Origin of the sequence: Paenibacillus thalictri (assembly GCF_004307995.1) — a bacterium.
GTDB lineage: Bacteria > Bacillota > Bacilli > Paenibacillales > NBRC-103111 > Paenibacillus_AF > Paenibacillus_AF thalictri.
Map to the genome: position 1 here is coordinate 48,094 of NZ_SIRE01000026.1, position 20,481 is coordinate 68,574.

17 protein-coding genes are annotated in these 20,481 nt (G+C 50.3%); 11 read left to right on the forward strand and 6 right to left on the reverse strand.

Annotation, left to right across the window (positions count from 1 at the left end):
* Positions 1–73: 73 nt before the first annotated feature.
* Positions 74–1,291 carry an ABC transporter substrate-binding protein gene (locus tag EYB31_RS30370; protein WP_165452698.1) on the forward strand — a complete coding sequence of 406 codons (1,218 nt, stop codon included), beginning with the start codon at positions 74–76 and terminating at the stop codon, positions 1,289–1,291.
* A gap of 14 nt (positions 1,292–1,305) precedes the next feature.
* On the opposite strand, the gene EYB31_RS30375 is transcribed toward EYB31_RS30370, so the two are convergent.
* Complete coding sequence (locus tag EYB31_RS30375; protein ID WP_131017250.1) at positions 1,306–2,232, reverse strand: LysR family transcriptional regulator; 927 nt, start codon at positions 2,230–2,232, stop codon at positions 1,306–1,308.
* 220 nt (positions 2,233–2,452) lie between these two features.
* Between EYB31_RS30375 and EYB31_RS30380 the strand changes: the two genes are divergently transcribed.
* From EYB31_RS30380 to EYB31_RS30400, 5 genes are all read left to right on the forward strand, one after another.
* A complete protein-coding gene (locus EYB31_RS30380; RefSeq protein ID WP_240763054.1) occupies positions 2,453–3,151 on the forward strand; it encodes a glycerophosphodiester phosphodiesterase in 699 nt (232 codons plus the stop codon).
* A 268-nt stretch (positions 3,152–3,419) separates the two neighbouring features.
* Positions 3,420–4,304, forward strand: coding sequence for a carbohydrate ABC transporter permease (locus EYB31_RS30385; RefSeq protein WP_165452700.1), 885 nt, complete (start codon positions 3,420–3,422; stop codon positions 4,302–4,304).
* Between the two features lie 19 nt (positions 4,305–4,323).
* Entirely contained in the window at positions 4,324–5,214 is an 891-nt protein-coding gene (locus EYB31_RS30390) for a carbohydrate ABC transporter permease (protein ID WP_131017253.1), read from the forward strand.
* A gap of 30 nt (positions 5,215–5,244) precedes the next feature.
* On the forward strand, positions 5,245–6,543 hold the full coding sequence (locus tag EYB31_RS30395; RefSeq protein WP_131017254.1) for an ABC transporter substrate-binding protein: 1,299 nt from the start codon (positions 5,245–5,247) through the stop codon (positions 6,541–6,543).
* A 74-nt stretch (positions 6,544–6,617) separates the two neighbouring features.
* A complete protein-coding gene (locus EYB31_RS30400; RefSeq protein WP_131017255.1) occupies positions 6,618–7,328 on the forward strand; it encodes a glycerophosphodiester phosphodiesterase in 711 nt (236 codons plus the stop codon).
* Positions 7,329–7,419: 91 nt separating this feature from the next.
* Here EYB31_RS30400 and EYB31_RS30405 read toward each other — a convergent pair whose 3' ends face one another.
* The gene (locus tag EYB31_RS30405) at positions 7,420–7,683 is read right to left on the reverse strand and encodes a hypothetical protein (RefSeq protein WP_131017256.1); all 264 of its coding nucleotides are present in this window, start codon (positions 7,681–7,683) and stop codon (positions 7,420–7,422) included.
* 290 nt (positions 7,684–7,973) lie between these two features.
* On the opposite strand from EYB31_RS30405, the gene EYB31_RS30410 reads away from it, so the two are divergent.
* The 5 genes from EYB31_RS30410 (at position 7,974) to EYB31_RS30430 (ending at position 16,280) form a co-directional block, all read left to right on the forward strand.
* Positions 7,974–8,765, forward strand: coding sequence for a class I SAM-dependent methyltransferase (locus EYB31_RS30410; protein WP_131017257.1), 792 nt, complete (start codon positions 7,974–7,976; stop codon positions 8,763–8,765).
* 193 nt (positions 8,766–8,958) lie between these two features.
* Complete coding sequence (locus EYB31_RS30415; protein ID WP_131017258.1) at positions 8,959–9,978, forward strand: LacI family DNA-binding transcriptional regulator; 1,020 nt, start codon at positions 8,959–8,961, stop codon at positions 9,976–9,978.
* A 289-nt stretch (positions 9,979–10,267) separates the two neighbouring features.
* Positions 10,268–11,287: a LacI family DNA-binding transcriptional regulator gene (locus EYB31_RS30420; protein ID WP_131017259.1), complete on the forward strand. Its 1,020-nt coding sequence runs from the start codon at positions 10,268–10,270 to the stop codon at positions 11,285–11,287.
* Positions 11,288–11,499: 212 nt separating this feature from the next.
* Positions 11,500–13,428 carry an exo-alpha-sialidase gene (locus tag EYB31_RS30425; RefSeq protein WP_131017260.1) on the forward strand — a complete coding sequence of 643 codons (1,929 nt, stop codon included), beginning with the start codon at positions 11,500–11,502 and terminating at the stop codon, positions 13,426–13,428.
* A gap of 38 nt (positions 13,429–13,466) precedes the next feature.
* Positions 13,467–16,280, forward strand: a complete 2,814-nt coding sequence (locus EYB31_RS30430; protein ID WP_131017261.1) for an S-layer homology domain-containing protein — start codon at positions 13,467–13,469, stop codon at positions 16,278–16,280.
* 122 nt (positions 16,281–16,402) lie between these two features.
* Here EYB31_RS30430 and EYB31_RS30435 read toward each other — a convergent pair whose 3' ends face one another.
* The 4 genes from EYB31_RS30435 to EYB31_RS30450 all read right to left on the reverse strand — a co-directional run bounded on the left by EYB31_RS30435 (position 16,403) and on the right by EYB31_RS30450 (position 20,372).
* On the reverse strand, positions 16,403–17,737 hold the full coding sequence (locus EYB31_RS30435) for an ABC transporter substrate-binding protein (protein WP_165452701.1): 1,335 nt from the start codon (positions 17,735–17,737) through the stop codon (positions 16,403–16,405).
* Positions 17,738–17,852: 115 nt separating this feature from the next.
* Positions 17,853–18,593: an HAD family hydrolase gene (locus EYB31_RS30440; RefSeq protein ID WP_131017263.1), complete on the reverse strand. Its 741-nt coding sequence runs from the start codon at positions 18,591–18,593 to the stop codon at positions 17,853–17,855.
* Between the two features lie 37 nt (positions 18,594–18,630).
* Positions 18,631–19,458, reverse strand: a complete 828-nt coding sequence (locus tag EYB31_RS30445; RefSeq protein WP_131017264.1) for a carbohydrate ABC transporter permease — start codon at positions 19,456–19,458, stop codon at positions 18,631–18,633.
* Entirely contained in the window at positions 19,455–20,372 is a 918-nt protein-coding gene (locus tag EYB31_RS30450; protein ID WP_131017265.1) for a carbohydrate ABC transporter permease, read from the reverse strand. The genes EYB31_RS30445 and EYB31_RS30450 overlap by 4 nt, the downstream gene beginning before the upstream one ends.
* Positions 20,373–20,481 lie beyond the last annotated feature (109 nt).

Consider the following 20,481-nt stretch of genomic DNA (forward strand, 5'->3'; position numbering starts at 1 on the left):
GAGCATAACTATTCGCTGGTATCTTCGCAGGAACGCCTGAAATTCAGCATGAATGAAACGGGGTGACTTTCACTTGAACAAACGGACCCTTGCGATGGCGCTTAGTCTGCTGCTAATGGGCGGCATATTGTGCTCACTGTACATTTTGAACCGGCAAAACTACAACTTGTACCAGGAATACAGGCCGAAGGAAACAATTGAGGTATGGGCGAGCACACCGGCGCTGATCGAATTATGCGACCGTTTCGAGAGAAAGTACCCCGAGGTGCATATTAACAGGCGGTATTTCTATAACCAGGATGTGCTGCTGGAGGAGCTGACCGCCGCCTTATCCGCAGGCACGTATCCCGATATGGCGGAAATCGGCTCACATTACGGCTTGCTTCCGCTGATTGAAACCGGGCTGCCGCTGGCCCTAAACGAGATGATGGGCGAAGAGGAGCGGTCCGCGCTCCATGCCGGCATCCGCAGCAGATTTGAATACGACGGCAAGCTGTGGGCCTGGCCGATCGGCTTCAGCATCCCGATTTTGTTCTATCATAAAAATTTGCTCGATTATTACGAACCGGGCGTGGTCAGCGCAACCGTGTGGGATGATCTCTGGCAGTTGTCCGCCCGCCTTCAGGATACGGTGAGGAAAAACAACCCGGCGTTCTGGGGGTTTCACACCGATACGCAAACGCCTTGGTATTTGCTGACGATGCTGAGCCAGCTTGGCCGGACGGATCGGTTGCCGCAGCAGATCGAAGCGTTGACCGCACGCGGGTCGGGCGCCTTTACGCAGTGGGAGCGCGCGCTCAAAACGTACGCGTTGTTCCCGCGACTGACCCACCAAATGGCCGTGACGCAGTTTGTGAACGGGCTTGGCGGCATTCTGCTCAGCTCATCGGAGAAGCTGCCTTTGCTTGAGCGGCTGATCGCCGGCAAATTTCAGCTTGGCGCGCTGCCGCTGCCCCGCATGGAGCAAGGCGGCGAGGAAGGCAATCTCGCCGGCGGTAAGGGGCTGATGCTGCTGGCCAACACGTCAGGCAAAAAGGAAGTGGCGCTGACGGTGCTGAAGTTTTTGAACGAGCAGGAGCAGCTTGATTATTTCTCCGGGGAAACGGGGTATATTCCCGCCATCATGCCGCCGCCCGGACAAGAGCTGATTCGCCGGTACACGAATGTGCCGTTATTTGACAAGACGCTGCGGGAAGAAATGGGTCGCATCAAACCACTCGCCCCGACCCCGGCGGATAGGGACGTATGGGAACGAATCCGCAAGAGGCAAGAGCAGTTGGAACAGGAATAGAAAAACCTTGAGTTTTACTCCGCTTCGTTGTTGTGAAATGAATTTTTGGCGACATAAATAAAATTGTTGGCGGCAGCGGAGAGCTCCCGCCCTTTTTTGTATGCGACAACGTAAGAACGTGTGGTGTTTTCGGCCATGATGCGGCAATAGGCCGGTTTCTCCGATTGGGAGGAGGTGCCGACCAAGATTTCGGGGACAAACCCCATCCCCATGCCGTTGGCGACAAGGGCGTCTACGGTATCCCAATTCATCGTTTCAAAAATAATGTTGGGCGTAAATCCGGCCTCATGGCAGAGGCGCATCCCCATGCTCGTAAATTTCTGTTCCGGCTTGAGAAAAACAAACGGCTCGTGTTTCACCAGCTTCAGATCGATGAAGGGCATTCCGCTGGATAACGCGGGCGTCAGGCGTCCGTACAACACATGGTTTTTGGGCATGGCGAAAAGAATCTGTTCCTGATAAATCGGCTGGTAATCGATATCCTTGTGATCCAGAGGAAGCGGGATCATGCAAAAATCGACCTTATCTTCCATGATGAGCTGCTCTAGGATCGCTGAATGCATTTCGGAAATGTCTAAGCTGACGGATGGATACAGTCTGTTGAAAGCGGGAATGATTCTGGGGAGATAATGCTTGCTGTAGAATGGAGAAATGCCGATGCGCAGCTTTTCCTCCCGGGTATTGGCGATATGGGCGATCCCTTGCTTTAAGCGCGCGCTCATGCGGATGATTTCACTGCCGTCTTTGACGAACAACTCGCCGGCGCTTGTTAATCTGACGGCATTGTTTTCCCGGATAAATAACGGCGTTTCCAGCTCCTGCTCCAGTTTGCGAATGCACTGGCTAAGCGCAGGTTGGCTGATGAAGAGCTTCTGGGCGGCTTTGGAAAAACTCAGTTCATGTGCAACAGTCACCGCATAATGGATATCCCGCAGCTGCATGCTTATTGTCCTCCCTATAACTTTTACTTATAGGTGCATTGTATATAAATATTTCACGGAATTCAAGCCGGAATATTATAATGAAGCTGTAAGATCTAGTGTTGCCTTGACATTACACATAGAAATAAGCAAATTCAGGGGAAAGGCGGTATAGTAAATAGTTATCCCGAATAAGTAGGGCATTATAAGATAATTTCGTAGAGGGGCAATGATTTTGAATATGGTACTCATCGCTCACCGGGGCGGAACAGATAAATATCCGGAACTAACGATTGATGCAGCACGGCATTCTCTGGAGCACGGTGCGGATTATGTGGAAATGGATATCCGGTTTACCAAAGACGGCGTACCGGTCATCAGCCACGACGACGATGCATTAAAGCTGTTTGGAAATTCGGCCCTCATCGCGGACCTTACAGCGGAGCAGTTTGTAGCATTGAACTATGTAAGCGATCCGTCCCGCCGGCCTCATACATTGGAAGAAGTGCTGGCAAGCGGTGTCGGTCCGATCCTCTTTCATATTAAGGAAGGAGGAGAGCAGCTGGCGCGAATATTAGCTTTTATCCGCATACACCGATATGAAGAGAAGGTGGTCATGGGCGTCATGAGCGGATTGGATGCGAAAGATGTCAAAATGTTTGACGAGCGGATTCGGGTGCTTGCGTTTATGCCCTCTAAGGATCAAGCATTGGAATTTATCGACTCCGGCGCGGATATTATCCGTTTGTGGGAAGAATGGGTGAATGAAGAGCTTGTGCGATTCGTCCAACAATCAGGCAAGCAAGTTTGGATCATGGCGGGCTCATCGGCCAAAGGGACAACCGGCTACACTTCTCCGGAACAGATTTTATCATGGAAACAAATGGGCGTGAACGGGGTTTTGGTTGATAAAATTGAAGAAACGAAAGTGCTGCTTTAATATATTTTCAAGGGAGAATATTTTAACGAATTGTTGTATGATAAAAAGTAACCGCTTACAGTTTGCCTTTTGCGACATGTCTTTACAAAAACTTATAACCTAGCAAACATTCGAAAAACAAATTTCGCATTTTTTTACGAAAATGAGACAAATTGTTGATTTTCCGTTAACGGGCATTTTTTATGATTGATTTTGTAAACGAGGAAGAAACCCGGGTTCATGGTTGAAAAAGAGCAGTTCAATTTATTAAGGTGAGGTGAATGTATTGATGGGTACGTCCAGGCTTCGCGAGAGTACCGTAGGGTATTTGCTGGTGCTGCCTGCGTCATTGGTTCTACTCGTTTTTGTAGTGATTCCTATTTTTTACAGCGCAGGCTTAAGTACGTTTTCCTGGGATATGATGCGGCCGCAGCCTACTTTTATCGGGCTCGAGAATTACACCAATTTGTTGCAAAGCGAGGGATTCTACAATTCCTTGGGGCGAACGTTTCTTTATGCCATATTGACGGTGCCGGCTTCCATGGCGGTATCGCTGATATTCGCATTTTTATTGGACAAAGGCGTGCGCTGGGCGATGACGATGTACCGTTCGTTTTTCTTCGCTCCCATTGTGACTTCGACTGTCGCGATCTCCGTGGTATGGATGTTCATCTATCATCCTGATTACGGGACGGCCAATTCGATTCTCAAATCGATCGGAATTGCGCCCCTGCGCTGGTTGAACGCTTCCGATACGGCTCTGATTTCGCTTGCTATCATGGCGGTGTGGAAGCATGTCGGCTTCTGTGTAGTTATCTATTTGGCTGGCATTCAAGCGATTCCTTCCGATCTGGAGGAAGCCGCGAAGGTGGATGGCGCGGGGCTGTTCCGCATTTTGTTTCAGATCAAGCTGCCGCTGCTGACGCCAACCGTATTCTTTTTGCTGATTTATTTGACGATTGAACAACTGCAGACATTTACGCAAATTGACGTGATGACCAAGGGAGGTCCTGCGGAGAGCACGGAGCTCATCGTAATGCATTTATGGAAGTATGCCTTTGAGCGGTTCCAGATGGGTTATGCCTCTTCGATTGCAATGGTCATGCTGGGCATCATACTTCTTCTGACATGGATTCAAATGTGGCTGGTCGGCCGGAAGGTGCATTATCAATAAAACCGGGAGGAACCAATGGATGAAGGCAACTACCGAGGCTTGGAGCGACGTATCTTCTTCAAGGTCTGTCAAAGTGTCCGCAGGCAGACTGAAGGCGTCAACCGCTCTGATTGCCAAACACGCATTGCTGATATGTCTTTCTTTTATCATGGCGTTCCCTTTCTTGTGGATGTTCATCGGTTCGTTAAAGCTGCCTGATGAAATATTTACGGGCGATATTTTAAAGCTGCCCCATTCATGGCGTTGGTCCAATTATGTGGAAGCGTGGAACAGCGCGCCGTTTGGACGTTTCTTTTTCAACAGCATCATCATCTCCGCTTTTACGGTGCTGGGGCAGCTGATTACTTGCAGCATGGCGGCTTATGCTTTTGCGTGCGTCGATTTCAAAGGGAAAAACGTATTGTTCATCTGTTTTGTAGCGACAACGATGATTCCGTTTGAATCAACGATGATTCCATCGTATTTGGTCATCAAATCATTAGGTCTGGTCAATACGCATATGGCGATGATTTTGCCTGCGTTAACCAGCGTGTTCGGCATATTTCTGCTCCGGCAATTTTACATGACAATTCCGCGCGATTTGTTTGATGCAGCTAAAATCGACGGCTGCTCGCATGGCGCCATCCTGCTGCGCATCGTGGCCCCATTATCCAAAACGATCGCGGCAACGCTCAGTCTGTTCGCTTTTATACATTCATGGAACAACTATTTATGGCCGCTTCTTGTGACCAACACGGCGCAGATGCGGACCGTGCAAATCGGCTTGCGTTATATGATCGATAAAGAAGTGGGCACTCAATGGCCGCAACTGCTGGCCGCTTCCACCTTTGTCATCATGCCGATCATGCTGTTGTTTCTGTTCCTGCAAAAATATTTCGTACGCGGCATGATTAACAGCGGATTGAAGTGAAATAAAAATTATTCAGGGAGGGTTATTCAAATGAAAAAAACGGTCTCATTAGCAATGGCGGCGCTGCTTGCGGTCATTTCCGGCTGTGGGGGAGGAGATTCCGGAGCAGCAGCTCCGGGAGCGGCCCCGGCTCCGGCAAAGGGAGCGGCGACAGACGATAAAAAGGCCGCTCCGAGCGGGCCTATTACACTAAAGATGTGGACAACGGAAAAGGACCTGCTGAAAAGTTATTTGGATGATTTCACCGCCGCCAATCCGAACATCAAGGTAGAAGCCGAATTTATGGGCGACTATGACGAAATGGCCAAAAAAGTGCAGGCAGGCATCGTCTCCAACAGCTTGCCTCATGTCGTTCAGCTCGGACAACGCCATGCGATTCCGCAAATCGCCGACAGCGGCAAGCTGCTGCCGATTGAAAGTTTTATGACCAAAGAAGAGATGGATGACGTATTGCCGGGATTCTGGCAAAGATACACTTACAAAGGGAAAAGGTGGGTCATTCCGTTTCAAGCGAGCACGCCGGTTATTTATTACAACAAGACTTTGTTGGAGAAAAACGGAGCGAAGGCGCCGGATACGTGGGACGATCTGATTGAAGCCGGCAAAAAGGTAAGCGGCAACGGAACTTGGGGTTTCAACTTGAACACCGACAGCCCATGGTATTTCCAGCCTATGGTGTGGAACCGCGGCGGACAGCTGATCAAAAACGACGGCACGCCAAGCTTGAACAGCAAGGAAGTAGTGGATACGCTGCGGTCCATTCAGGACGCGGTGCATGTATCCAAGGTCATGCCGCCAAATCAGATCAAGACGTCCAATGAAGACTTTATTGCCGGCAGACTTGGGGTATACTTCCGTTCGGGTGCCGGACTGGCGGGACTGAAGAAGCAAGTAGGCGATAAATTCCAGATCGGCGTTGCTTTCCTGCCGAAAATCAAAGAACGCTGGGTGCCGATCGGCGGCAACGGACTAGGTATTTTTAAATCCGACAAAACCTATGAAGAAGCTTCCTGGAAGCTGGTCTCGTTCTTGACCACCAAGGAAAGCACAGCGAAAAACTCGATGAGCACCGGGTATATTCCGATTAAGAAATCGGCGTTCGAGCTGCCGGAATTTAAGGAACATTTGACCAAAGATCCGAACTTCAAGGTAGCTATCGACCAAACGCAATATCTTCGCGGCGAAGGCATTCATCCGGCCGATGCGCTCATCTGGTCCGGCATCATTAAAGCGATCGAAACCGTGCACAATGACGCCAAAGCCGATCCGCAAGCGGTAATGGATAAGCTTCAGGCGGAAGTTGTCGATTACATGAAAACGTATAAGTAACATCATTACGCTGTTCGCACTGCGTGGGCGGGAAATACCGCCCATGCGGCCGCAGCGCAAAGGAGAATTGGCCTATGTTCAGAAATCTGGCGCATCGCGGCGCTTCTCAACACGCACCGGAAAATACGCTGGCCGCTTTTTATAAGGGCATTGAAATGGGAGCAAACGGATTGGAAACGGATCTTCGCTACAGCAAGGACGGCACGATTTTCCTGCTGCATGACGAAATGCTCGACCGCACGACAAACGGCACCGGGAGCAGCTCCAATTACACCTGGAAAGAGCTGCAGGAGCTGGATGCGGGATCATGGTTCTCGGCCGAATATGCGGGAGAACGTCTGGTCAGTTTCGAATCGTTTATTTATATATTCGGGCGTAAACCGCTTCAACTCGTATTGGAACTGAAAGGTGACCACCTCGAAGAAGACGTCGTGCGTTACGTGAAAAAATACGATATGTTGTCCAATACCATCGTGACATCGTTCAGTTATGACAGCTTGAAAGAAGTAAGACGGCTCGACAGCGAGGTAAAATTGGGGTATTTGGCCCGCGATTGGGACATGGACTTGCTGGGACGTCTGCGGGAAATACAAGTATTCCAGCTTTGCCCCAGTGCGGAAACGCTTACGGAAGAGCATGTGCGTACGCTGAAACAGGAAGGATTCGAAGTACGGTCATGGAAAGTCAAAGACGAGCAGCTTATGCATCATTGCTTAAACTGCGGGGTCGACGGGATGACGATTAATTTTCCCGAAAAGCTGAGCGAGGCGCTGCAAAGCCGTTAAAGGAAGCAGCGCACACCAATGTGATATAGAAAAGATGAGGTGCCGTCTATTCAGCGGCACCTTTTTATGTTTTGCCGGCGGCATGACGGCATCAGTCGATTTCCGTTATCCGCGTATCGCAGCAATGGTGACAGTGTTTATGATCCCAGTACCCCGAAACCGTATACTCCCGGTTGGCCCAATACGTTTTGCCGCAGCCGTCGCACGACCAGAAGCCTAAAGCATAACGCGTAAGCAGATAGGTTCCTTTCGGAATCCAATAAAAAGAAAAGATGAACAACGCCACGGTGTATTTGGCAAGCTGCGAGACGGCGAAAATAGGGAATAACAGCGGAATCCGTTTGATCGTTTTCATTGGAGGCCCACATCCTTTGTACAAGCTGGCTGTTAATCATTATTAACCGATTTATGCATCTGCAATCCCCGTATGCAGGGTTTTCCAATGAAAACTCCAGCATGATTTCGCTCACTTCGCTACTTTTTCAGCGGCCTCTGCCAGCGAAGGGCTGATTTTGCTTAAATTGTTTTTGAAAAAATGCGGAACAGCTCTGGCGGCCAACAGAAAAAGTGTGATAAGATAAATATATGTTTCATATATCGGCATTAGGTTTCACCAAATGAAACTTTAATTAGAGGAGGCACGTCATGGATACAAGGGAGCAAGGTCAAATCAAGGAGCAGGTTCAGCAGCAGTTTGGTAAAAATGCAGAAAAATACGTAACCAGCCAAAGACATGCAAAAGGTGCGGATTTGAGTGAACTGACGGAGCTGGCCCGGGCCGAAGGCGCGGCAACCGCTCTGGACATCGCTACCGGAGGCGGGCATGTGGCCAATGCGCTTGCAGCGTTCATCGAGCAGGTGACGGCATGTGATCTTACGCAGGAAATGCTTGAGCAAGCTCAGAATTTTGTGCAAGGCAACGGCCGGGCAAATGTGCGTTTCGTTCAAGAAGATGCGGAGACGTTGTCGTTTGCGGACGGATCGTTTGATTTGGCCGCTTGCCGTATCGCGGCGCACCACTTCCCTAACCCCGATGCGTTTGCGCGTGAAGTGAACCGTGTGCTGAAGCCGGGCGGCTGCTTTTTGCTGATCGATAACGTAGGCCCTGAAGATGACGAGCTTGACCGTTTTTATAACGAGTTGGAAAAGCAGCGGGATCACAGCCATGTGCGCGCATGGAAAAAATCCGAGTGGATCAGCCGTTTGGAGCGGAGCGGGTTCGTACTGGAGACGCTGAAGGCTTACCCTAAGCCGTTTGAGTTTCAAGGCTGGACTGAGCGGATGGGCTTGTCCGGCGAACAGATTGAAAGTTTGGCGAAGCTGTTCTCAGACGCTCCGGAAGCGATGCAAAAGCATTTTCATCTGGAATATGAAAATGGCCATATTACCGGATTTCAAGGCGAAGCCATCTTGGTCAAAGCAAGAAAAAGAATTTGATCGCAGAGTGAACGCTGCATAAGCGAACGCCGGCGCTTCTCCAGCATGATTTCGCTCACTCCGCTACTTTTTCGGTGGTCTTTTTGCGACTGGGACATTTTTCCGTGTTTTAAATACTAGGCCATTTGGATTATGATAGTAGAGTATATGCCACTTATTTCTACTATTTCTATACGGATGAGGTGTTATCCGCTTGTCGAGCATAAAAGAAATCGCTAAACTGGCGAATGTTTCTCAAGGTACGGCTTCGATTGTTCTTAACGGAAAAGGGGAGCAATACCGCATTTCTGAAAAAACGCAGCAAAAAATTTACGAAGCGGCGCGGCAGCTGAACTACCAGCCTAACATTTCAGCCAGGCGGCTGCGCAGCGGCGGGGAAACGGTGCTGCCGATCATCGCTTTGTTCTGGGCGCTGGATACGCGGACGATGCTGATCAGCAGGTTTCTCAAAGGGCTTCAGAAGACGCTCTCATCAGTTGAAGGCGAATATGAGCTGCTGATTCAGCCGTACGTCGGCTCGAAGCTAAGCGAGGTGCGCAGCCTCATTACCGGCACCCGTTTTAACGGAGCGATTATTGCCAACTCGACGGAAGAAGATGAGCAGTTCCTGGAGCAGGCGGCTTTGAAGGTTCCGATTGTAGTCTATCAAAGAAACTCGTCCAAATATTGCACCGTCAGTGTGGACAGTTTTAAAACCGGCGAGGAAGTTGCCGGTTTGTTTGCGAGCCGCGGTCACCGGGATGTGGGAATGATTGTGCCCGATGTGTCGTCGAAGGCGATACGGTTGCGGAAGGAAGGCTTCTTGAAGGCGGCCGGAGAACTTGGCTTAAACGTATCTCCCCGCCATATCGCCAGCTTCGATTTCTCGGAGCAGGGCGGGTGGGATGCGGCAAAACATCTGCTTCAAACCAACACCAGCCTGCCGTCCGCGCTGTTTGTCCTCAGCGACCAGATGGCTGTCGGCGCATTGTCCGCGTTTCATGCATCGGGCAAAAAAATTCCCGACGACCTGGAGATTGTCGGTTACGATGACGACGAGATGACCCGGTTTACGATTCCGACTTTATCGACCGTACATTTGCCGGTAGAAGAAATGGCCAGCGAATGCACACACATGCTGATCGATTTAATGCATCACCGGACAACGCAGCCGGTTGCGAAAGTGCTGCAAACACATCTGGTCATTCGCAATTCCTGCGGCGGTTTTAAGTAAAGCCCGTTTCGGCGCATTGCGACCTCAACCGTTTATAGCAAGGAACTTTGAGTTCACTGGCAGCTAGCCATCGTGAACTTTTTTTGTTTGCAAATAAGCTGGAAAGCAAATGTCCGTTGGGAGAATCCGCTGCATATTAACTGGGCCGGTCCAGAAGCAAGCTAAATCCTCCGCGGTGAAACAAAAAATGTTATATTTTGGTTGACATGAAAGCGCTTATCAAATAAAATAAAAAACGTATTAGCAAAACGTTTTAGCAAAACGTATTAGCATTATTGGAGCGTGATTTATGGCTAGCGTTAAAGAGATTGCCAAGCTGGCTAACGTGTCCCAGGGTACCGCTTCCATGGTGCTTAACGGTAAAGGAGATCAATATCGGATTTCCACAGCCACGCAGCAAAAAATATTAGAGGTGGCTAGAAGGCTGAATTATCAGCCGAATATATCCGCAAGGCGTTTGCGCAGCGGGGGAGAGACCGTACTGCCGATCATCGCATTGTTTTGGGCGCTTGATACTCGCACTTTTCTGATGAGCCGGTTTTTGAAAGCGGTTCAAAATTCGTTTAACGGCATGCATGACGAATACGAGCTTCTGGTCCAGCCTTTTGTTGGCACCAAGCTGCACGAAGTCCGAAGTTTGCTGACGGGAACCCGCTTTAACGGCGCCATCATTGCCAATGCGACGGAAGAAGACGAGCAATTTCTCGAGCAGGCCAATTTGCTTGTGCCCATCGTGTTGTACCAGCGCAGCTCGGACAAGTATACGTGTGTTCATGTCGACAGCTTCGTATCGGGAGAGCGCATCGCTTCGCTTTTCGCCAGCCGTAATCACCGTGAGGTCGGTTTGATCGTACCCGGGGTATCGTCCAAGGCGATCCGCATGCGCAAGGAAGGGTTTTTGTCCAAAACGCAAGAGCTTGGGCTCACCGTTAAAGAACACCACACCCTTTACGGTGATTTTTCCGAACGGGGCGGTTACGAGGCGATCCGGCAGCTGCTCGGGTCGGGAGGCCCGCTGCCTACGGCACTTTTTATGCTGAGCGATCAAATGGCCGTCGGCGCGCTGATGGCGCTGGATGAAGCGGGTGTCGCCGTTCCGCAGCAAATCGAAATTGTCGGCCATGATGACGACGATGTGACCCGGTTCACGATCCCGACACTCACCACCGTACATTTGCCTGTTGAAAAAATGGCCAAAGAATGCGTGAAACAGCTGGTCGATTTAATGCAGCATAAATCGAGCGAACCCGTTGTACGGAAGTTCGAGACACATATCAAGTTCCGCAAATCGTGCGGAGGATTCATCTAGCCATTCCTAAACATATAACGAAATTTCTTCATCCCGGTAAAATCACCTTCGGCTGAGCAGACTTGATGAGATAACAAATGTAAGATGCGACGCCGGATGGGGTTTCTTTTTGACACTAAGAAGAGGAGGTAAGTGAGGAAAAAGATCTAGAGAAACATAGGTATGAGCAATTATCTCATTGATTAAGATTAATTGAAAGGAAGTGCGGTAATTTGAAGAAGTTAAGACGTATGAGCATTGCGCTGTCTTTGGTTTTGACAGGCAGTATTTTGAGCACGGCCATCGCTTCCCCTGCGCAAGCGCAACCATCACCGGGATTGCAGGGAATTTACAGGACAAACATGTCTCCTGACGATGCTGTAAATAGCAGCGTGCATGGTTCCACAATGGTGGAGCTGAGCGACAACACCTTATTTACCGTGTGGTTCAGCGGAGACGGGGAGCGGGACGGCAATAACACCAAACTTGTTGGAGCCCGGTCAAGCGACGGCGGAAGAACATGGACGACTCCTTTTACCGTGTACGATACGCTGGATTTCCCCGACAACAACCCGGTGCTTTATGTGGATCATCAAGCCCGGCTGTGGTTGTTCTATAATGTAATCTACAATGGGCAATGGGTTTCCGCCCAAACGAAGTATATGTACGCCGATCCGGGTAATTATGAATACGCTGCCAGAAACGGGGGCAATCCGAAATGGCATTATCCGGCGCCGATCTACATGAATGCAGGCGATGCGATGGTTGGCTTATCCAGCGGTTATAGCGGCGGAAATTGGGCCTACAAAGTGAAAGGCTCCGAGATCAAGTCCGTTGATCCTTCCAAGGTAAATGCGACGACCGCACCGCTGGATACGACTAAATATCCGCTTGTCACGTCATGGTATAACCCAAATGACAAACGTTATGTCACGGACAGCTTTGTCGCTTCGATGAAGCAAAAATACGACCAATACCTCGTTTATCTCAATGCGCAAAAGCCGTATGACGATGTGTACACCGGCAGGACGCAAGAAGTTATCGACATGCTGAACACAGGACTGTATACGGTTTCAGGAGCGACATATACGAAATATGAGCCGCCGATTATTAAAAATTCGATTGAACGCGCTTCCGGCGCAGACAATGATCTTAATACCTGGAATCCGATGTACAGGAAACTGGGCTGGCAGACGAAAAACAAGCCGATCGAGGTTCAATATGGCGGCAAAACGAGATTGATTTTGCCTTTATATTCGGATTCTTTGGCTCTCTCCATATGCGTATATACGGATGATCACGGCGAGACTTGGCAGATGAGCGACGCGATTGTTGGTTCGGGGGCCATTCAGGGCACACTAGTTCAATTGCAGAACGGTACCATTCGCGGTTACTTCAGAAGCGGTAAATTGGACGGCAAAAACGGCCGCCTGGCGTGGCATACCACGTATTCTGATTCTACGGACGGCGGAGCAACTTGGAGTGTAGCGAAGGTGGATCCGTACTTGAAAAACGACGGCGGATTCGAAATTTCCAAGCTCCCGAACGGCGACTGGCTGGCTGCCACCAATCAGGAAACAAAGCGGGATGCTACGCAATCCGGTCACCGGAGCTCGATGGACCTGCTACTTTCCAAAGATGAAGGCCAAACCTGGAAATCGATCATGATCAAAAACGATCCGGCCTTCAAAGAAACGTACGAGTATCCTTCGGTTGTTGTAGACAGAAGCGGGAATGCTTTAGTTAACTACTCCTACTATTACTACATCGGCAGCGTGAAAAACAAAGCGATAGGTTACGCCAGAATCGAAGCGCCTGAAATTACAAAGCTGTTTGGTTCCGTTATTTCGGCAACCTATGGCGCGGGGACTCCGGTGCCTACCGTATCGGGGGCAACGTACGGCTCGCTGAATTTAAGCAAAAATACGAACGCTCAGTTGACCTTCACCTTGAACGTTGACGGCGGTACGGTAAATGACGGAGACCTTGTCTGGAGTTCGGACACGACTTCGGTTGCGACTGTCGCAACAGTTAACGGCAGCACAGCCACCGTTTCGGCGTTAAACGTCAATTCGGGTACGGCATTGATTACCGTCATCAGTCAAAAATACGGAACGATTTATAAATTTTTTGTTAATGTTACCCCAGGGAGTCCAGGTTGATGAAGCCGAAGAAGTCCATTTCAAAGGAGCAATGATCTATGAATAGAAAGTTAACGTTAGCTACGCTGCTTACAACGTGTGTTGCCTTAACGGCAACCAGCTTTCCCGCATTGGCGGCGACGTCTACGGGAGTTCTAAACGTAGATAGCACCGTAACAAGCATTTTCGATCCGGTCAAGGACAATGGGGATGCTGGCGATCATACCCACGGATCCAGCATTGTTGAGCTTCCGAACGGCGAATTGTTGTCCGTTTGGTTTCAAGGCAATGGCGAACGCGACGCCACGACGACCCGGATTATGGGAGCACGCTCTCTTGACCAAGGTAAAACATGGAAAACGCCGTTTGTCGTAACGGACGCTCAGCAAATCGCCGACATCAACCCTGTCGTGTATGTCGACTCCGGCGACCGGCTTTGGTTGTTCTGGTATCCGGTTCTAGCTGGACGTTGGAATACATCGCAGCCGATGTACGCATACGCCGAGAAGGGCAACTACGAATTCGAGCAAGTCGGCAACAAGAAGCCCAATTGGGACTTCTCCGAAATTATCAATATCAAGATCGGGATGAACACGGGCAGCGTGGTCGATCCTTCCAATACCGTCGACTATATCAGCCAGGAACGTCCGGAACTCAAGAAAGGTTTCGTCAATACGTTTAAAGCCAAGTTAGCCGACCAGAAAGATTATGTGTTTAAGCCGATCGATCAAGGCGGAGCGGGTGTAAGCCAGCGAATCTGGGGTGGTGAATTTGATTCCCTCGTTACGGAAGTCATGCAGCTGATCGGCGGAGATCCGACGAAATATAAGTACGCTCCGACAGTAGCGGATTCGATATGGCAGCCGCGTTCCGGTTACCCGCTAGCCCGGCGGTTGGGATGGCAGACCAAAGACAAGCCGTTTGCCGTCAATCTCGGTAATGGCAAAGTTCGGCTGCTGCTTCCGTTATACTCCGATACGCTGGAGACCAGCATCATGGCGTTCACGGAATACGATCCGTCAAAGCGGCTTGCGGATAATTCGATCCGCTGGGAAGTAAGCGAACCGCTTGTTGGCGTCGCTAACGTGCAACCGACCATGGCGCAAAGAAAAGACGGCACGATCGTCGCTTACATGCGGGACAATGGCAAAAGGCCTTATCGCGTCATTTCCTCCGAATCGAGGGATGGCGGACTCACATGGACGATTGCGAAAGACGTGCCGGAGCTCCAGGACCCGGGTGTCGGCCATGACCTGCTTCAATTGAAAAACGGAAACTGGGTGTTCGCCCACGTCGATACTGAATCGGGAAGAAATACGTTAGCCGTTGCACTTTCGGATGACGAAGGGAAAACGTGGAAGTACAGAAGGCACCTGGTTGTCGACACAAGGGCCAACGTGGGGAACTATCATTATCCGGCTGTCTCGGAAGCTAAGAATGGCGATATTTTGATCAGCTTCAGCCGTTTTTATTCTTCGGACGATAAGAACGCAGCCAATCAATCGTTAGCTTCATACAAACATATCGTTTTCTCCAGAGTGACGGAGGATTGGATCAAGCAAGGCGACGCCAATACAGTGATCCGCGAATATGCCAGCAACGATTACGAGATTGCCGTACCTGCATCCTTTAACATTAATACGGCTTCCGACGATGCGATCAAATCGTTGTTCCCATCCACGGTCAAGGGATATTACACCTTCGGCAAAGGTGCGGTCAACGCAGTGCTGCCATCGGTGGACCTGCCGGTCAATTGGGATATTTCCAAAATCAAAGCGAATTTCATCTTAAACAAATACAGCGACAAAAACATTACGGGAACCGTCAATACGGATAAGCTGCCTTCCGGCGTAACCAACGCCATGCTGCCCGCTTTTGATCCACAGCTGAGGGTATATTTATACAATGACCCGGCAGCCGTACCTGCAACCAAAGTGACGCTGGACCAAAGCAGCCTGAATTTGTTCGCCGGCGGGACAGCCACCCTCAAGGCCACGGTTGCGCCCGATAATGCAAGCAATAAAACCGTCTTTTGGACCAGCAGCAATCCGAAAGTGGCTACCGTCGATACCAACGGCGTCGTGAAGGCTGTAGCTGTGGGCAGCGCTTCGATTACCGCGCAAACGCTGGATGGCGGCTTTACCGCCAAAACGGACGTTCAAGTTAACTTCTACAGTTCAGGCGGCAGCTCCGGCGGTAGTCCAAGCGGAGGAACAAGCAGCGGTCCAAGCGGTACCGGAACGACCGGCACAACGACGGATAACGGAACCGGCACTACCGGAAGCCAAGGAAATTCCGGCACATCGGGAACGACTTCGGGACAAACCGCATTTAAAGACATTACCGGATATTCGTGGGCGCAAGCTGCCATCGAAGCGTTGGCCAGCAAAGGAATTGTCAACGGAACCGGAGACCAAGTATTCTCGCCGGAGAAAAATATTTCCCGTGCCGATATCTTGACGATGCTGGTTCGCGCGTTGGATCTTAAAGCGACCTTTGACTCCAACTTCTCCGACACCCAGCAAGGAGATTACTACTACGAATCACTTGGTATTGCTAAAGCGCTTGGCATCACAAATGGCGTCGACGGCACGAGCTTTAATCCGACCGCCGAGATCAGCAGACAAGATTTGATGGTGCTTGCTGCCAGAGCGCTGAAGGTGACGGGCAAATTGACCGAGTCGGGTACCAAAGACGATTTAAGCGCCTTTAAGGACGTCTCGAATATTGCCGACTACGCGGTTGACAGCATCGCTGCACTTGTCAAAGCCGGGATCATCGAAGGCAGCGACAATATGATTAATCCGCAAGGCAAAGCAACAAGAGCGGAAGTTGCGGTTATCGTATTCCGTATTTTGGATAAACTGAAGTAGGTAAGGTTATTATCGAAATAACCATGTGCCAACAGGCCATCCCTTTTTGGGGGATGGCCTGTTATATGTGGACGAAGTTGGTTAAATGATTGCCTATCTTTTACGGACAGCAGTTTGGAAAGCTATTGCGACGCTGAATTTTGTTCATACTTTAATATTTTGGCTAGCTCGGCATCCATATTTTTCTTCGCTTCCTTCAGCAGCGCATCGGGGACGCCTTTGCCGTTCAGCGCCAAATCCCGGACACGGTACATTTCCGCCCAGTAAAATGATGCGACGGGGGAGACGGGTCTAATCTTTGCCGTTGTCAGCAGGTCGAGGAACACCTTGATATTCGGATCCTCACGCAACTTAAGCTGCTCGTTCACCGCAGGCATGGAAGTAATCAAGCCTTTTCCGTTCGGGCGTCTGGTCCACAGCAGATTTCCTTCCTTAAGGGCCACAAACTTGATAAATCGCCAAGCTGCTTCGCGGTTTTTGGCGCCATGAGGGATGATTAAGGCGTTGCCGCCGATCCACGACAAGGAAGGTGAGCCCGATTCCGACGGCATCAGAGCCACTCCCCACTCGAAATCCGGCTTATTTTGCTGCGCTCCGCTTAATATCCAATTGGTCTGAAACTCAAACCCGACCTTGCCGGTCCAGAACGGCTCCATTTCATATTGGGCGAGTGATTCGCTGAAGCCGTTCAAAGAGGAAATATCGTATTTTTTGGCATACGCGGCCATCCATTGCAGCGCTTTGACGACCTGTGGCTCGGTGGGATCAAATTCACCGTTTGTCATAAAGCTCGCGCCGAAGTTAACCCCATGAGTAAACAAAGAACCTTGACCCATCCAAGGCAAAAATCCGACCTGCTCGTATTTTCCGTTCCTGTTCTTCAAGAACATCTTCTCCGCCATACGATCCAGCTCTTCCATCGTTGTCGGCGGCTTATTCGGATCAAAACCAGCCTTTTCCATCAGCGTTTTATTGTAATACATTGCACGGGTATCGACCAGAAAGGGCAACGCATACACTTTGCCCTTGTAGTTCGTTTCTTCCCATACGCTGCGATAATAATCGTTCGGATCAATCCCGTCCCGTTGAATCAGGTCGGTGATGTCGTCAATAGCGCCCTTCGCCGCCCAGGAGCCGATAGCAAACCGGTCGAATGTCGCTACATCCGGGGCATTCCCGGCGGCAATCGCCGTCAGCAGCTTGTCCGACACATGCGTTTTGCCGGTTTCCTCGGCGAAAGACATTTTCACCTTAATATCCGGATTGGCCTTCTCGAATTCGTCGATCACATACTTCTGAAAATCTCTTTGAAAATCGCCGCCAATGGAGAACCAGAACTGGATTGTTGTCGGGTTTTGGTGCGCTGTTTTTTCTCCCGCCAACCCTTTTATCGCTTGGATGCCAGGATCCGAAATCCGGCAACCCGACATGATGAGCAGCAGCAAGAGCGCGAGCATGAATGTCAGAAAAACCGCTGCTATTTTGTTAGATCGGCTGTTCAAACCACGCATCCCCACATCCGCTCATCCTTTCCGTCCGTCAGATTTATTTCATTATACTCTATTCCGGCTCTTATTTAAGCACAAATCGGCGAATCGCCTGCGCCACTCCATGTTCTCTGTTGCTGCCGGTCACGGCATTCGCCAGCCGCTTCACTTCTTCCTGCGCATTGCCCATCGCCACACCGATCCCGGCGGCTAGCAGCATCGCCCTGTCGTTCAGGCTGTCGCCTACAGCCATGACCTGCTCCATCTTCAAGTCATACAGCCCGCAAACGTCACGAATCGCGCTTGCTTTGGAAACACCCTGCGGATTGATCTCAATGTTGCTTGGATGGGAATTCGTAATCTCCATTGCGCCCAAAGTCTGCGCCCGTTCGCGAACCCGCTCCAGCTTGCTCTGATCCGCTGAGAAATATCCGAACTTAAGCCAGACGGTTTGATCGTTTACGGAGGCAGCCCAGGTATCTTTCTTGACCTCTCCTTCCGTCGTATAACCCCAGAACGGGCAATCTTCGGCAGCGGCAATCTCATACAATGCCGCCACCGTCTCAGCGTTTAGCGTATGCCGTTTATGCAACCGGCCCGCAGCGTCCCATACCTCGCTCCCGTTAGCGGCGATCAGCGGCGAGTCCAGCTCCAGCGACTCCCAGTAAGGCCGAGCGCTGTTCACCTCCCGCCCTGTAGCAACGATCACCGTCACTCCTTGAGCACGCGCCTCGCCGATCGCCTTGCGATTTTCTTCCGAAACTTGGTGATGCTCATTCAGCAGCGTCCCGTCAAGGTCCAACGCCACCAGCTTTATACCGTTCATGCAGTTCTCCTCCAGTTGTTGATGTAATCCAGCTAAACTAACCTTTTAATCCGCCCAGCGTAATACCCTGCACCAGCTGCTTCTGGAAAACAAGAAAGACAAGCACGGAAGGAATCAAAATAACGGTAACTCCCGCCATAATGGGGCCGTAGATGACACTTTCGGAAAATTGCAGCATCGTAATGCCGACCTGAACCGTCCGCATATTTTCTGAATTGGTAACGAGCAGCGGCCATAAATAAGTGTTCCACAAAGCGATAAAAGAGGCAATAAAAATCGAAGCCATAATCGATCGGGACATCGGTACCAAAATGCGGGTAAAAAACCGGAAGTCGCCGCAGCCGTCAATAAAAGATGCATCCTTATATTCTTTGGAAATGGTCAAGAAATACTGCCGGAGAATGAACATGTACGTAGCCGAGGCCATCATGACAATAATAACGCCGGAATACGTGTTGATCATCCGCATATTGGCGACAGTAATGTAGTTGGTAATAATCAGCATATCGCCGGGAATCATCATCGTACCGAGAATAAACATGAACCACAGCTTCTTGAACCTGAACTCCAGAAACGAAAAAGCATATGCCGCCAGGCTGCTCGTTATCAGTCTGCCTGCCGTGCCGATCATGGCGATCAGAAAGGAATTCCATATAAACCGCAGCAGCGGAGTGGAGGTAAACACGGTCTCATAGTTTTTTAAATAAAATCCGCTTGGAAGCAGGTTGGGCGGGAAGGAGCTCAGCTCGCTGGAGGTCATAAAGCTGGCGCTTACGCAGTACAGCACCGGAGAGATGACGATCAGGCCTACAAGGAGGCAAAAACCGCTGAACAGAAGGTCGCGTGTCTGCCGTTTGGTTTTCATGAATAGTGCACTCCTTTCTTCTCATAAAGGAATGTAACCAGCGTAAACAGCATCACGATCACAAAGATCATAATCGCCACAGCGCTTCCATAGCCGTACTTGCCATTCTCGAACGCTTCGATATACATCCGGTAGATCATCGTTTCGGTAGCTCCCATGGGCCCGCCTTTTGTAAGAATTAGGATGGGACCAAACACCATCAGCGAATGGATCAAATCGGTGATGATCAGAAAAAACAGCGTGGGTGAAATGAGCGGCAGCTTGATGTGAAGCAGCGACTGCGTGTAGCTGCTGCCCTCCATTTCGGCGGCTTCGATCAGCTCTTCGGGCACATTGCGGATGGCTGCCAGCAGAAACAGAAAGCTGAACCCGAGGCCCATCCAGATCGAGACGATCGCAATGCCGACCATCGCATATTTGGCGTCGCCGAACCAGTTGATATGCAGCCCCGTATAAGCGTTTAATATCCCGATCGAAGGGCTTAATATGAACTGAAAAATCATGGCGGCCGACGACATCGACACCGCCATCGGAAGCGCAAACATGATTTGGTAAATGCGGCTGCCCTTGCGCTTTTTCTCGGCGAGCAGCGCCAGAGCAAGGCTGATAATCAGTGTGCCGGGAATGGTAATCACGGTATATTTTAATGTATGTGCGAACGTAGCCAGCATCCGCTGGTCTCCGAAAACGGTCAGAAAGTTTTCCAGCCAGACAAACTCGACTGGATTGCCGTTCATATCAACCAAGGAAAAGCTAAGAAAGAACGTTTTGACAAACGGATAATAAGTAAATAAACCGACAAAGAGCAGGCACGGCAGCAAAAATAGGTAGGGCTTAGCGGCTTCCTGCATTTTTTTTCGAGTAAACGAGTACGTCAGCTCCGATCTTTTCACCCCGGGGGAATCTATATTCATAGTTCATTCTCCTTAATATGCAGCGTCGTTCCCAAATACTTGCCTGGTTCCATCCGCTGACGCGGCCATTAGTCATCTAACAGCCGCGCGGCTGGAAAAAATATGATAC

Coding starts and splice junctions, on each gene's coding strand:
- EYB31_RS30375 (WP_131017250.1), bottom strand. CDS start 2,232: ATGCAGCTGCGGGATATCCATTATGCGGTGACTGTTGCACATGAACTG.
- EYB31_RS30380 (WP_240763054.1), top strand. CDS start 2,453: ATGGTACTCATCGCTCACCGGGGCGGAACAGATAAATATCCGGAACTA.
- EYB31_RS30385 (WP_165452700.1), top strand. CDS start 3,420: ATGGGTACGTCCAGGCTTCGCGAGAGTACCGTAGGGTATTTGCTGGTG.
- EYB31_RS30390 (WP_131017253.1), top strand. CDS start 4,324: ATGAAGGCAACTACCGAGGCTTGGAGCGACGTATCTTCTTCAAGGTCT.
- EYB31_RS30395 (WP_131017254.1), top strand. CDS start 5,245: ATGAAAAAAACGGTCTCATTAGCAATGGCGGCGCTGCTTGCGGTCATT.
- EYB31_RS30400 (WP_131017255.1), top strand. CDS start 6,618: ATGTTCAGAAATCTGGCGCATCGCGGCGCTTCTCAACACGCACCGGAA.
- EYB31_RS30405 (WP_131017256.1), bottom strand. CDS start 7,683: ATGAAAACGATCAAACGGATTCCGCTGTTATTCCCTATTTTCGCCGTC.
- EYB31_RS30410 (WP_131017257.1), top strand. CDS start 7,974: ATGGATACAAGGGAGCAAGGTCAAATCAAGGAGCAGGTTCAGCAGCAG.
- EYB31_RS30420 (WP_131017259.1), top strand. CDS start 10,268: ATGGCTAGCGTTAAAGAGATTGCCAAGCTGGCTAACGTGTCCCAGGGT.
- EYB31_RS30430 (WP_131017261.1), top strand. CDS start 13,467: ATGAATAGAAAGTTAACGTTAGCTACGCTGCTTACAACGTGTGTTGCC.
- EYB31_RS30435 (WP_165452701.1), bottom strand. CDS start 17,737: ATGCTCGCGCTCTTGCTGCTGCTCATCATGTCGGGTTGCCGGATTTCG.
- EYB31_RS30440 (WP_131017263.1), bottom strand. CDS start 18,593: ATGAACGGTATAAAGCTGGTGGCGTTGGACCTTGACGGGACGCTGCTG.
- EYB31_RS30445 (WP_131017264.1), bottom strand. CDS start 19,458: ATGAAAACCAAACGGCAGACACGCGACCTTCTGTTCAGCGGTTTTTGC.
- EYB31_RS30450 (WP_131017265.1), bottom strand. CDS start 20,372: ATGAATATAGATTCCCCCGGGGTGAAAAGATCGGAGCTGACGTACTCG.